11 protein-coding genes, 1 rRNA gene and 1 pseudogene are annotated in these 13,176 nt (G+C 51.8%); 9 read left to right on the forward strand and 4 right to left on the reverse strand.

What is annotated here, in order from left to right:
• Positions 1–67: 67 nt before the first annotated feature.
• The 4 genes and pseudogenes from ntdP to EVJ34_RS13445 all read left to right on the forward strand — a co-directional run bounded on the left by ntdP (position 68) and on the right by EVJ34_RS13445 (position 5,116).
• Positions 68–610 carry a nucleoside tri-diphosphate phosphatase gene (gene ntdP / locus EVJ34_RS13430; RefSeq protein WP_021067741.1) on the forward strand — a complete coding sequence of 181 codons (543 nt, stop codon included), beginning with the start codon at positions 68–70 and terminating at the stop codon, positions 608–610.
• A gap of 37 nt (positions 611–647) precedes the next feature.
• The gene (locus EVJ34_RS13435; RefSeq protein ID WP_131485928.1) at positions 648–2,396 is read left to right on the forward strand and encodes an ABC transporter ATP-binding protein; all 1,749 of its coding nucleotides are present in this window, start codon (positions 648–650) and stop codon (positions 2,394–2,396) included.
• A gap of 91 nt (positions 2,397–2,487) precedes the next feature.
• Entirely contained in the window at positions 2,488–3,636 is a 1,149-nt protein-coding gene (locus EVJ34_RS13440; protein ID WP_131485929.1) for a DUF3238 domain-containing protein, read from the forward strand.
• Positions 3,637–3,926: 290 nt separating this feature from the next.
• Positions 3,927–5,116 (forward strand): annotated as a pseudogene (locus tag EVJ34_RS13445) (transposase).
• A 97-nt stretch (positions 5,117–5,213) separates the two neighbouring features.
• Here EVJ34_RS13445 and EVJ34_RS13450 read toward each other — a convergent pair.
• The gene (locus EVJ34_RS13450; RefSeq protein WP_131485930.1) at positions 5,214–5,630 is read right to left on the reverse strand and encodes a thiol-disulfide oxidoreductase DCC family protein; all 417 of its coding nucleotides are present in this window, start codon (positions 5,628–5,630) and stop codon (positions 5,214–5,216) included.
• Between the two features lie 53 nt (positions 5,631–5,683).
• The gene (locus tag EVJ34_RS13455) at positions 5,684–6,916 is read right to left on the reverse strand and encodes an MFS transporter (RefSeq protein ID WP_131438354.1); all 1,233 of its coding nucleotides are present in this window, start codon (positions 6,914–6,916) and stop codon (positions 5,684–5,686) included.
• Between the two features lie 92 nt (positions 6,917–7,008).
• On the opposite strand from EVJ34_RS13455, the gene EVJ34_RS13460 reads away from it, so the two are divergent.
• Entirely contained in the window at positions 7,009–8,646 is a 1,638-nt protein-coding gene (locus EVJ34_RS13460; RefSeq protein WP_161566942.1) for an ABC transporter substrate-binding protein, read from the forward strand.
• Between the two features lie 33 nt (positions 8,647–8,679).
• On the opposite strand, the gene EVJ34_RS13465 is transcribed toward EVJ34_RS13460, so the two are convergent.
• On the reverse strand, positions 8,680–9,978 hold the full coding sequence (locus tag EVJ34_RS13465; RefSeq protein ID WP_131438350.1) for a glutamate-1-semialdehyde 2,1-aminomutase: 1,299 nt from the start codon (positions 9,976–9,978) through the stop codon (positions 8,680–8,682).
• 191 nt (positions 9,979–10,169) lie between these two features.
• Here EVJ34_RS13465 and perR point away from each other — a divergent pair, with 191 nt between their 5' ends.
• Positions 10,170–10,601, forward strand: a complete 432-nt coding sequence (gene perR, locus EVJ34_RS13470; RefSeq protein ID WP_131438360.1) for a peroxide-responsive transcriptional repressor PerR — start codon at positions 10,170–10,172, stop codon at positions 10,599–10,601.
• A 28-nt stretch (positions 10,602–10,629) separates the two neighbouring features.
• Here the strand turns inward: perR and EVJ34_RS13475 are convergent, their stop codons facing one another.
• A complete protein-coding gene (locus EVJ34_RS13475; RefSeq protein WP_131438348.1) occupies positions 10,630–10,989 on the reverse strand; it encodes a YgzB family protein in 360 nt (119 codons plus the stop codon).
• A 169-nt stretch (positions 10,990–11,158) separates the two neighbouring features.
• Between EVJ34_RS13475 and EVJ34_RS13480 the strand changes: the two genes are divergently transcribed.
• The 3 genes from EVJ34_RS13480 to EVJ34_RS13490 all read left to right on the forward strand — a co-directional run.
• Positions 11,159–12,025: a nucleotidyltransferase-like protein gene (locus EVJ34_RS13480; protein WP_131438358.1), complete on the forward strand. Its 867-nt coding sequence runs from the start codon at positions 11,159–11,161 to the stop codon at positions 12,023–12,025.
• Between the two features lie 32 nt (positions 12,026–12,057).
• Entirely contained in the window at positions 12,058–12,543 is a 486-nt protein-coding gene (locus EVJ34_RS15850) for a hypothetical protein (RefSeq protein WP_201739950.1), read from the forward strand.
• A 527-nt stretch (positions 12,544–13,070) separates the two neighbouring features.
• Positions 13,071–13,176, forward strand: a 16S ribosomal RNA gene (locus EVJ34_RS13490); the annotation flags it as partial.

Genomic DNA, 13,176 nt, shown 5'->3' on the forward strand with positions numbered 1-13,176 from the left:
TTGGTTCTGAAAGTCGCTATAATTAAATATGAGAATTGTATAGCATCATAGCGGAAAGGAGGAGCTTATGAGCTTATTTCCCAAAGCAGGTAGCAAGATCGAGATACAGAGCTACAAGCACAACGGAACTTTGCATCGCGTTTGGGAAGAAACGCTCGTCCTTCAGTCGTCAAAAACGGATATGATCGGATTCAATGACCGCATCATGGTCAGCGAGTCAGACGGCCGGCAATGGAGAACACGTGAGCCGGCAATTTGCTACTTTTCATCTGAGTTTTGGTTCAATGTCATCTGCATGATTCGCGAAGATGGGATTTACTACTACTGTAATCTAGGTTCGCCGACAACGTTCGATGGGGCAGAACGTGCCATCAAGTACATCGACTACGATTTGGACATCAAGGTGTTCCCAGATATGTCGTACACGATTTTAGATGAGGATGAATATGAGCGGCATCGTCGCGAGATGAATTATCCGAAAGCGATTGATCGAATCTTGAAACAGAACGTTCAAGAACTTATTAACTGGATTCGAGGACGGAAAGGGCCGTTCAACCCAACATTCGTCGATGAATGGTATCGCGAATACGAAGCACGTTACCGGAGATGATTGCTCATCTCCGCTTTTTTTCTTGAAGGAGGAACTAATGGGTAGTATTAAACGTTATTTAAAGTTCGTTAAACCGTATAAGAAACAAATCGCGCTGACCATCTTCGTCGGGATTTTGAAATTCTCCATCCCGCTCGGGTTGCCGCTCCTTTACAGATATGTGATCGACACTTATTTGACAGACCCGGAACCGGCGAGAGATTATACCGAGCTCGTCTGGCTGTTCAGCATCGTCTTCTTCGTCTTCCTCGTCTTGAAGCCACCGATTGAATACTTACGCCAATATTTGGCGCAATGGGCAGCGACACGCATTTTATTCGATGTCCGGAACCGATTGTTCGACCACGTTCAAAAGTTGTCGCTCCGCTATTATTCGAACAATAAGACGGGACAGATCATCTCGCGCATCATCAACGACGTCGAGCAGACGAAAGATTTCGTCATCACCGGCCTGATGAACATTTGGCTCGATATGGTCACGATTTTGATTGCCATCGCCATCATGTATACGATTGATCCGCAACTGACGCTCATCGCCATCTTGCCGCTCCCGTTCTACGCCATCGCCGTCCGCTACTTCTACGGACGATTGCGCCGACTCACGCGCGAACGCTCGGCCGCCCTCGCGGACCTTCAAGGACATTTGACCGAACGGGTCAACGGGATGGCCGTCATCCGCAGTTTCGCGCTTGAACCGTATGAAAACAAGGCGTTCGAAGAACAGAACGGTGGTTTCTTGAAAGCCGCGCTTCGCCACACCGGCTGGAACGCGAAGACGTACGTCGTCGTCTCGACGATCACGGACATCGCACCGATTTTAATCTTCACGTCGGCGTCTTGGCTCGTCTTGCAAGAACAAGTATCGCTCGGTACGCTCGTCGCCTTCATCGCGTATATCGATCGTCTCTACGCACCGCTCGGTCGTCTCGTCAACTCGGCGACGACGCTCACACAGTCGGTCGCTTCGATGGACCGCGTGTTTGAGTTCCTCGATGAGCCGTACGACATCGAAGAGAAACATAGTGCGTTCGTGCCCGTGAAAACGGCGGGTGACATCGAGCTCGATCGTGTCAGCTTTGCGTATGAGAAAGACGGCGCCCGTGCCCTCCATGACGTCAACCTGCATATCCGCTCCGGGGAGCGGGTCGCCTTCGTCGGCATGTCCGGCGGTGGGAAGTCGACGCTCGTCAGCTTGATTCCACGGTTTTATGACGTCACGTCGGGTAGCATCAAAATCGATGGCACCGACGTCCGTGATTTTAAACTGCGGGCCCTTCGCGATCAAATCGGGATGGTCATGCAAGATTCGGTCCTATTCAGTGAATCGGTCGCGATGAACATCCGGATGGGGAATCCGGAAGCGAGTGACGAAGATGTCATCGCCGCCGCGAAAGCAGCGAACGCACATGAGTTCATCTCGAACTTACAGGACGGCTACAATACGCCGGTCGGGGAGAAAGGCGTCAAACTGTCAGGCGGTCAGAAACAACGGCTCGCCATCGCCCGTGTCTTCTTGAAACATCCACCGATCATCATCCTTGACGAAGCGACGAGTGCGCTTGACCTTGAGAGTGAGGCGATGATTCAAGACTCGCTCGCGCGCTTGACGAAAGGGAGAACGACGCTCATCGTCGCGCACCGCTTGTCGACGATCACCGATGCCGATAAGATTGTCGTCGTCGATAACGGACAAATCATGGAGACCGGTACGCACGAAGAATTGATGCGTCGCCGTGGCGCCTATTATGATTTGTATATGATTCAAGATTTAGCAGTCGTCGAATGAGACGGGGCCTCGAGGAAACTCGAGGTCTTTTTGTTTTCTACGACAGTGAGACGGGAATGAAGAAACGACATGCCAAAAGGGGGATGATTCAATGATGAACGGGGAAGGCTTAATCACGGTAAACCCGCTAAAAGACGCACTCGAACTGACGTGGTCAGTTGAGGGGACGGTCCGTCTTACGCGAAACGGGAAGTATGTGTACGAAGGAACCGACCAACACTACGTCGATCACGACACAGGTGTGGGGGAACAAGTTGCCTATCGGATCACGGACGAACAAGGGGAAGTGGCGAAAGTGTATACGGCCGCCGTGAACCCAACTGACGACCTGTACTGGAATCGACATCTCACGTCGGCAGTCGTCGCATCAAACGGTACCCATCTGCAATGGGACCCGATCGCTGACGTCGAGACGTATGCGATTTACCGGCAAGGACGACGCATCGCCGAAGTCGTCGGCAATGCCTACTTGGACGAGACACCGCTTCATGAGCCGACGATGTATGAAGTGAGGGCGCTCCGTCCCGTGAAACGAGACGAGAAACCGGGGACGAGCTTGATTCACGCCGTCGGCAAAGGGATGTCGCTCGCCAAGGAGTTGAAGACGGACACACGACGGGACAAGGAACTATACGTCATGTATTTCCTCGTCAGTCCGATTCGACCTGATGTGGAGACGGTGGACCAAATTCAGCTTCGCGTCCAGACGTTCATCCGTCCGCCGATGATCAAAAACCCGAACTTGTTGTCACCCCATCCGTATTTTGAAGGAGACGGTCGCCCTTATAACGTTCATGCGACCGACTATCGGACACGAACGGAAGTGAAAGCTGAAGGGTTGAGCGACATTCCGATTGTTTCTATCAAAAAAGACGCGAATGTGACGCGTGGCTATACAAAGCATCATCGATTGACAGGTGAAGATATCGCCTCGGTCGACCAAGTATATCTTGAAGATGTGGTCATCGACCGTAGGCGTGCCGCGTATCGGTTGCAACATTCCGTCGGCAACCCGCTCGTTATCGCGCCGGACATCAAATATACGATCGTCGCGCAGTTGAAGGATACCGCCACGTTTAAACTAGCGGGCAGCCATACGCAGTCGCCACATCATGAAGTGTACCTTCAAGTCGGCGATGCCCCATGGATGACGATTCACCGTGCCGATGACCTCGGTGTCAGTTTCATGGGTAATCCGATGCCTGAATGTCACTGGACGTATTTGACCTGTATGGACTAAAAAAACCGTCGACTCATTGAGGAGGACACTGAAAAACTTCAAATGTTTTTGAACAGAGGAGCGCCGTCCCGGAAGGGATGGCGCTCCTCTGTTTTCATCGCCCTTCAGCCGCCCTGTCCGGCACGCCGCTTTCCTGGGGGCGGGCTGCGAGCCGCATCGCGACGGTGTCGCTGCTAGGTCTCGCTTTGCCCGCTGATTCCCCGGGAGTCGGCGTGCCCTCGGGCGGCGCTGTACGCGCCTTCCATTCCGGAATATACTGGCTGTAACCAACCAATTTGGAGGCGATTCCGATGATGCCCGACCTGCCGAACATGCCGCCGAGCCCGTATGCGGCCCTCTATGACCTGTTGATCCCGGCCGATGATGAGCTGCGACTCAGCCATGACCTCGTCTCGTTCGATTTCATCACCGGCCTGCTCGAGGATACGTATTGCCACGACAACGGTCGGATGGCCGTCCATCCTGTCCGGATGTTCAAGTATCTGTTCCTGAAGGCGCATTCAAACCTGTCCGACGTCGACCTCGTCAGACGGGCGAAGACCGACCTCACTTACAAATATTTTCTGGACCTCGCACCGGAAGATGACGTCATCAACCCCTCCTCGCCTATGCGCTCGCCGTCGCCGAGACCGTCGAGACCGTGATGCCCGAGCTGATGTTTCGCGAACACATCCGAGACCAGGTGAACCAGGTGCGTGAGCTCGCGGAGGACGCGCACGTCGAGCTGCAGGTATCCAAAAACAGTGATGCCCGGACCGGGCACAAGAGTGCCGACTCCTCGTTTTTCGGCTACAAGCATCATCTCGCGATGACGGAGGAGGGAATCATTACGGCCGTCATCGTCACATCTGGCGAGGCGGCAGACGGTCCACAATTGGCGAGCCTTGTCGAGAAGAGCCATCTAGCCGGTGTCGAGTTCGACCACATCGTGGGTGACGCCGCCTATTCTGGCCGTGACAACCTGATTTACGCAGCCTCGCAAGGATGTAAGCTTGTCGCTCCGTTGAATCCGCGTGTCTATTCGCCTGCCGATAACCGCGGTGAAGGGTTCACCTACAATAAGGATGCCGAACGCTACGTCTGTCCCGCCGGGCACATGGCCATCCGAAAGGCCCGGACAGGGACAAGGAACATCGGTAAAAATCAGAAAGAGACGCATTATTTCGATATCGAGCTCTGTAAGCAATGCTCATTGCGCGATGGCTGTTACAAGGATGGCGCAAAATCGAAAACGTACAGCGTGTCCTTGAAATCGAGGGAGCATAGTGAACAGTACGAGTACGAGCAGACGGATGAATTCAAGGACTATCGCCGCAAACGGCACGCCATCGAGGCGAAGAATAGTCAACTGAAGAACCCGCAAGGTTTGGCGCGCAACAAGACGTCAGACCTGAAAGGCATGACGTTGCAGGCCGTGATGGCGATCATCGCGGTCAACCTGAAGCGGATCATCGTCCTTCGAAAAGAAAATACAGGATGAGGGCAAGGAAAAAGAGCGATCGTCCCGACTTGAGTCGGTCCAATCGCTCTTTTTTCTGTCCACGCTCGGATAGAGCGGAGGTTTTTCAGTGCCCTCCTCATTGAGTCGGCGGTTTTGATTGTTGATCGAGAAACCGGCTTCGTTCTTCCGGTGTCGGCAGTTTACACGTCTGTTTTTGACCGAACCATTCATAACGATGTTTAGCGATTACGTCATAGCCGAAATCACGAATCGGTTTTGGGACGAATCTAACAAACCGGAGCCAACGCCAGTTCCCATCCAATCCTTCAGCGATGCGGACCGCCGCGTCGGATTTAATGTACGGGACACCCTCACGAATCAACACGATGCTGTCGACCGAGTCGATGATCCGATGACGTTCGCGCAAAGTTTGACCAGCCTCGCCTTGAAGCGAGGCGAAATGAAAATTCCCTGTCGTGTCCCGGTTCAAGATGAACTGGACACTGGCGTCGCAAAAGTTACAATCTCCATCAAATAATACAATGGCTGGCATACCATTCGCCTCCTTCACTCTTGCTTGTTTCCGTTCCAGGGTCGGTTCAAACGTCAGGCGGCGAGCTGACGCACCGATTCCATCTTATAAAGTGAGATGTAGTAGAGGTAGGCACCGAGCGCCCCGAACAAGAAGATATAGCCACTCATGAACACGGGGCCGATGAACGCCCCGACGACGATGCCGGCCGCGGCCACGAGTTTGGCCCCATGGAATGTGAGTCCCCCAAAAGCGAGATATGAGGCGCGGCGCTCTGGGTCGAGCAGGTCGACTTGCTTCACTTGGCGAATCGGCGAGTACAACAACTCGCCGACCGTGAACACGACGGCCAAGACGGCGAGAATCAGGAACGAGTTCATCGACGTGATGGCAGCGTACGCCGTGATATAGAGCGACAAGCCGATGAAGAACACGTATTTCTCACGATATCGTTTCACAAAGGCGGTGACGGCGAACGTGATGGCGACGACGAGGAGTGTATTCTCGAGTTGCATGAACGCCATCATCCGGACCCCGTCGAACGGGACCCCAATGATCGAGCGCTGTTGGAACGATTCCGCTAAATGAACACCGATATAGTTCGCCATATGGAATTCGGTCGAGAAGACGAGCATGCTGCCGAGCACGAACAACATCCAGCGTCGGTCATTGAGGGCGATCCGGTAGTTTTGAATCACGCCGACAATCGGATTGGCCGGCGTCGACCGGTTACCTTGATGCGAATCAACGAGATAGCGCTGTAAGATGATTGTCGTGATCATCAAGACGAGCGTCATCCCGACGAACAAGCCGAAGCGGAAGTCGCGATAGAAGGCACCGCCGAGCATGACACCGCCAGCGATGGCCAAGTTGACGAGCCAATAGTCATATACATAGATCGCTTTTCGATTCGATTCTTCCATCGAATCGATGACGATCGCCTCTAAGGCCGGGTAGTTCAACCCGTTGGCGACCGCGTGACCGAAGTAGAGAATGGCCACGGCGAGTGCCCAATTGTTGGATGGGTGAATCGCCACCGTCATCCCGATGAAGCAAAGGATTTGAACGAATTGGCCGATTTGTAAGACTTGCTTTCGATTAAAGCGATCCGAGAAGTACCCACCGAACAAGCCAGTGACATACCCGACGATGACGAATGACGTCATGATGATCCCGGCAGCGATTTTGCCGAGTTCTTCTGAAAAGTATAAAGCCATGAATGGAAAGATGGCCGAGCCGACGATGCGGATGAAAAAGCCGCAGACGAGTCGAAGTCGGACGTTGGTTGGAAAATCTTTGAATTTCACGTGAGCACCTCCTTGTCACTACTTTAAACGTGGACTACACTTGGTAAAAAGAGACAAATTATTTAGACATGTCCACTTTTAGGGGGAACGATATGAATGCGAAACTAGTGGCCATTTACCGCCATGCGGTGGAGACGGGCAAAGGGGAAGTGACGTTACGGGAAGCGGTCGAGGCGGTCGGCTATAGCGAGAAACAAGTAAAGCGCGATATCAAAGTGTGGCAATCATTGGGCTTAGTGGAGTATCAGGCCGGGAAAGGACGCGGTCATGAATCTGTGCTCCGCTTTCAGCCGGACTTTGCTCGGACGCTCAGCGGGTGGGTTGACACTTCCTTCTCGACAGCCTCGATGGCGGATGCGGCCAAGTGGTTGGAATGGGATTGGCCACCTGCGTTGCGTGAATTGATTCAAGCCCGGGTTTGGAGCCGTTTCGGTTTCGAACAGACGGAAGAAGACCGATTTGTGTTTCCGCGCACCCGGACGCTTGAATCCCTCGACCCGCTCGACATCCATATCGCGATGGAAGCATCCTTGTCGAGACACGTCTTCGATCGTCTGTTCGAATGGGACGGCACTATGGTTCAACCGTCCCTAGCCCACCATATCGAAGACACACCGTTCGGGTTTCGATGTTACATCCGTAAAGGTGTCACGTTCCACAATGGGATGACGTTAGCGGCCAAAGACGTCGTGTACTCGTTGAATCGATTATTAGCGCGCGGTAAACAAGTATGGTTGTTCGCGCCAATCGAACGGCTCGAGTCTCCGGCACCTTACGTGGTCGACATCCATACGAAAGCGCACCGGGCCTACATCGAACGGTTGCTTGCTCAGACGCCGGCATCCATCACGTATGAAGGGGCGGAAGGGGTTGTCGGGACAGGGCCTTTCAAATTGGAGAAACAATCTGATGACGTCGTTCGGTTGCGAGCGTTCGAGCGTGGGCTACGGCCGCGACCATCATTAGACGTGGTCGAATTCGTCACGTTCTCGGAAATGGATTATGCCAAGTGGAGCGACGGTGATGAGCAGAGCCTCGTCAAATGGATTGCCGAGGCCGGGGCGCGTTACCTCATGTTCAACTTGCAACACTCTTGGCTCAAAGATGATGTGGAAACACGACTTGCGATTCAACAGGCGATTGACAAAAAAGCGTTCGTTGAATTAGGAGGAGAACGTCATCAAGTGGCCCATGGCTTTTTCCCGGAGACGAGTCGACCGTTGCCACGGCCAAAGGCAGCGGGAAGTTTGCGTCGTCCGCTCCGGTTGTTGCACTTGCCTTTCGATGTGGCGACAGAAGATGCGATGCTTATTGCGGCACAGTTACGTACCGCCGGCTTTACTGTCGAGACCGAGACGTATACGCTCGGCTGTTTGTTGCAAGAGGAGACGCTTCGCCGGGCCGACTTGATTTTGTGCGGGGAGATGATGAGTGAAGATCTCGATTTGGCGTTTCTCGCTTTTTTGACGAGTGAACTGTCACTCGTCGGCAAGCTTGTCGCGCATGAAACCGAGCTGCGAACGATGATGGACCGCTATCGTCAGACTGATATGAGCGCTTGGCCATTGCTCCATCGGGAAGTGGAACGCCATCTGACGGAGTCGGCGCTCGTCATTCCGCTGTATCACGTTGCGCGAGAGCGGCGTTTCCCGAGTTTTCTTGGCGAGGTTCCTGTCGATGTGTTCGGACACCCCCGTTACGACCAGCTATGGATTCGGCATTCGGTGTAAACGAAAAGGAGATGCCGCGGCATCTCCTTTTGCTTATAGTTGGGCGAACGCGCGGTTTACCGCGACAATCGTCTCTTCGATATCTTGTTCAGTATGCTCGGTCGTCAAGAACCAAGCTTCGTATTTCGAAGGTGCCAAATTGACACCGTTCTCGAGCATCAATTTAAAGAAGCGGCCGAACACTTCGCCGTCCGACTTTTCGGCGCCCTCGTAATCGGTCACAATCTCATCTGTGAAGTAAACCGTGAGTGCGCCTTTTAAGCGGTTCAACGTGATGGTCACACCGTGTGCTTCGGCGGCTTCGCGAATCCCTGCTTCGAGTTGGGCGCCGAGTGCGTCAAGCTTTTCATAAACGCCCGGTTGCTCGAGTACCTCTAGACAGGCGAGACCTGTTGCCATCGACGCCGGGTTGCCGGCCATCGTTCCGGCCTGATAGGCTGGGCCGAGTGGGGCGACCGTTTCCATAATTTCAGCTTTTCCACCGTAAGCGCCGATTGGAAGTCCGCCACCGATGATTTTCCCGAGTGCGGTCATATCCGGCTCAATCCCATATACTTGCTGGGCGCTTCCGTACGTGAAACGGAATGCTGTAATGACTTCATCGTAAATGACGAGCGCGCCATGTTCATGCGTGATGTCATTGACCGCCTGCAGGAATCCTGGTTTCGGTTCGACGATCCCGAAATTCCCGACGATTGGTTCGACGAGGACGCAGGCGATTTGACTTCCCCATTCGCGCATCATGTCGCGGAACGCATCGACGTCATTGAACGGTACGGTGATCACTTCTTTCGCCGTAGCCCGTGTGACGCCGGCTGAGTCGGGCGACCCGAGTGTAGCCGGTCCGCTACCTGCCGCGATAAGCATCAAGTCCGAGTGACCGTGATAGCAACCGCTGAATTTGACGACGAGCTCACGGCCGGTATAGGCGCGGGCGACGCGAACGGTCGTCATGACCGCTTCGGTCCCTGAATTCGTGAACCGGACTTTATCCATTGACGGGATGGCAGCTTTTAATTTTTTCGCGAACTCGACTTCGAGTGCGTGCGGTGTTCCATAGAGAAGCCCTTTTGACGATGCCTCGATTAACGCGTTATGGATATGCGGATGGGCGTGACCGGTGATAATCGGACCATACGCCGCCAAATAGTCGATATAGCGATTGCCGTCGACGTCATAGAAATAGGCGCCGTCTCCTCGCTCCATATAGACGGGTGCACCGCCGCCGACTGCCTTGAATGAACGGGAAGGGCTGTTGACCCCGCCGACGATATGCGTCAAGGCGTCGCTATACAAAATGTCTGATTTGTCACGTGTAGATGGTGTTGCCATATGTATTGCCTCCTTTTACAAATTCGCATTTATTGTATCACAGCCGTCAACCGCTTAAGCTCAACGTTTGACGACGGTTCAAGAAATCAGTACACTATTTATAAAGATTACTATGTAAGAAATAGGTTAATTCTAACTAACATTTCGCATGAATTCTATAGAAGAAATGAGGGATTGACGTGGGAAGCGAAATGCTTGACCATGCTGTTCAGTCGCTCCGAGAACATGGAGTCAGAATGACGCCTCAGCGCCAGGCCATTTTGGAGTACCTCGTCACGGAGCACAGTCACCCGACAGCGGATGACATTTATAAGGCACTTTCGGCTAGGTTCCCGAACATGAGTGTCGCTACCGTCTACAACAACTTACGCGTCTTTAAAGAAGTCGGACTCGTCCAAGAGATGAACTACGGGGACGCTTCGAGTCGTTTTGATTTCGTGACGTCGCGCCACTATCACATCATTTGTGATGCATGTGGAAAAGTCGTCGATTTCAACTATCCGGTCCTCGATGAAATCGAATCGGTCGCGTCTCAATTGACAGGGTTCAAAGTCGATCGTCACCGTCTCGAAGTATACGGGACGTGCCCTACTTGCCAAACTGAACAAGCGCATAAACATTAAAAAACATCCTCGCTGTGAGGATGTTTTTTTATTCGTGTGAATGTGTTTGGCGTTTATTATATTTTTCGTCGAACTCTTTACCTTCGAGCGATTGATCGATTGTGAGTGGTTCGTCGCAATGCATACATAAGTCGACCCGACCGAGCATCTTTGTCTGTTTCTCACAATTCGGGCAAGTGACGACGATGGCTTTCGTGGATGCCATCCCAATAATGAAGTAGAGCGCTGAACTCGATAACACCATCACAAAGCCGAGCAACATGAAAATAATCATCAGCCATGTGATGCTTTTCGCCAATAGGCCGAGATACATGACCCCGATTCCCGCAAAGACGAGCAACAACGCAAGGTTTCGAGCGCGGTTGATTTTATTCCCCCGTTTTTTCATTTCGTAATCCCTCCATGTCTGTCTTTACTATAGCTTATCTGCACGGACCTGAGAAGTTCATACAATCGCGGGCAGGAGAATTTTATAAAGAAGGCGAATCATTTTCGTATCAGATTATTGGATGGACGATTGTGGTCCATCATTATAGAAAGAAGGTATCAAGGTGACTATGGAGTATGCGACGCGAACGATCTATTCGGAATATGCGGCCTTGAAGACGACGCTTGGCATCATTGAGGTGAAGAAGAAACGGCCGAGAGATCCTTTGACCGATCAATCCGACCGGCTGTTGATTGTGATTGAAGCAAGGGAAGAACCGTTCTGGACAGTGAAACATTATCAAGTCGGGCAAGAGAAAATCATTCTTCATCTCGTGAGTGATTTGATGATGGATCGTTGGATTATAATGAACGAGAACCGCCGAGCCATCCACTGGATTGAAGATGGTATGGTGTTGTTCGAACGGAATACGTTTTTACTCGACCTTCGACAGCGTCTCCGTAATTTCTCGAACGAAGAGCAACGTCTTCAGCTGTCGCTTGCTTTTGCGAAGTTGTTGCGACGTTTTGAAGATGGACGAAGCCTGTTTTTACAAGGGGAGCATCAAGATGCCTTCACGCAAATTCATCACGCTTTGACCCATTTAGCGCGCTTATCGGTTTTAGAAGCCGGAATCCATCCTGAAATCGTGTTGTGGAAGCAAGTGCGCACACTCGATTTGGAAATATACAAGCTTCACGAAGAATTAGTGAGCGGACAAGAGTCGCTTGAACAGCGGATTCATTTGGTGATCATCGGGATTGAACATTTGATTCAATCGAAAGTGTTGCCCGGCACACTCCTTCTATTACAAACGATGCAACTACGGGATGAACCGTGGCCGTTCTCCGAATTAATGGAACACCCCAACTTGCAAGCATTGAAAGTCGACCTCGGCAGCATTGTCGGTTTCCTCGTCCGCAAAGGATATGTTCGGTCAGTCGCCCGGCCGACCAAAGGTGTCGGTGTCGAAGCGATCGCTTATGAGATTGCTTGACTATATAGAAGCAAATGGGGTAGTTGAATCCAATGCAGATCGTCAAGTTTATATTAGGTAGTGTGTTGACCGTTCTTTCGACCGCAGTTATATCAGTCTTTGCAGCACTCTTTACGATGGGTGACCCGATTGCAGGGGGACGCCCGATTCTTTGGACAATTTGGTACGTAGCCGGCTTATTCATTGTCATTATGGCGCTATATGACTTCTCTTCGTTAACGAAGGAGAAAATTAAACGAGTCGGATTAATTAGTACCGCGATTGGAGTCGTGTTCTTCGGTTCAGTGAAAGGGTACTATGTGTACACAGAAGGTTTGCGGATTGAAGAACGCGGCGTCGAGTTGTTGGACGATCAACCGTTCAAAGGAGAATCGGATTTAGTGCAACTGAACGGTGCTTCTACGTTTAAACTAGATTCGGAGTTGCCGCGTCTGGATGGCGCGAATGGGTATGCCTGGGCTGCGGCGTCCACCACGACGCGATGTGAACGCAGGACTGAACATCAAACGAGAGGCTGAACGAATCTTAGCATCTTCAACCGTCGGGACGACGGGGCTAGCCTGATCAGGTTTCGACTGTTAGGTCGAATAACTCAGGAATCTTCCACCTCTAAGCGAAGCGTAGGTGGGGTAGTTCAAGCCATCACGTCAGAAGGGCATTATGAAACATACAAGCCGTTTTTAGATTGGATGACATCTGAAGAAGGGCAGACATTGGTAGAGCGGACGGGCTATGTGCCGCTAGCAAAAGATTGAAGCGTTGAGCCTCATCGCGGAGGTTCAACCTTTTTTATTTTTTTTTGTAATATTTCTATTGACGAAGTGGTAAATAGAGATTATAGTTATAAACGTTGTCACGGCGAAAGATTATTTCAGTAAAACAATTTGTGAAAAAAGTTGTTGACGCGGAGATAGACAACGTGATAAATTAATGAAGTCGCCAAGAGCGGCAGACGAACTTTGAAAACTGAACGATGAGGCAAAAAATGTTTTACAATTTTTGAATGAAGCGCAAGCTTCGTCATTTTTAAAGAGCTATATCAAATTCTTTGGAGAGTTTGATCCTGGCTCAGGACGAACGCTGGCGGCGTGCCTAATACATGCAAGTCGAGCGCAGGAAATCATCTGAACCCTTCGGGGGGACGTTGATGG

It is taken from the genome of Exiguobacterium sp. SL-9 (assembly GCF_004336985.1).
GTDB lineage: Bacteria > Bacillota > Bacilli > Exiguobacteriales > Exiguobacteriaceae > Exiguobacterium.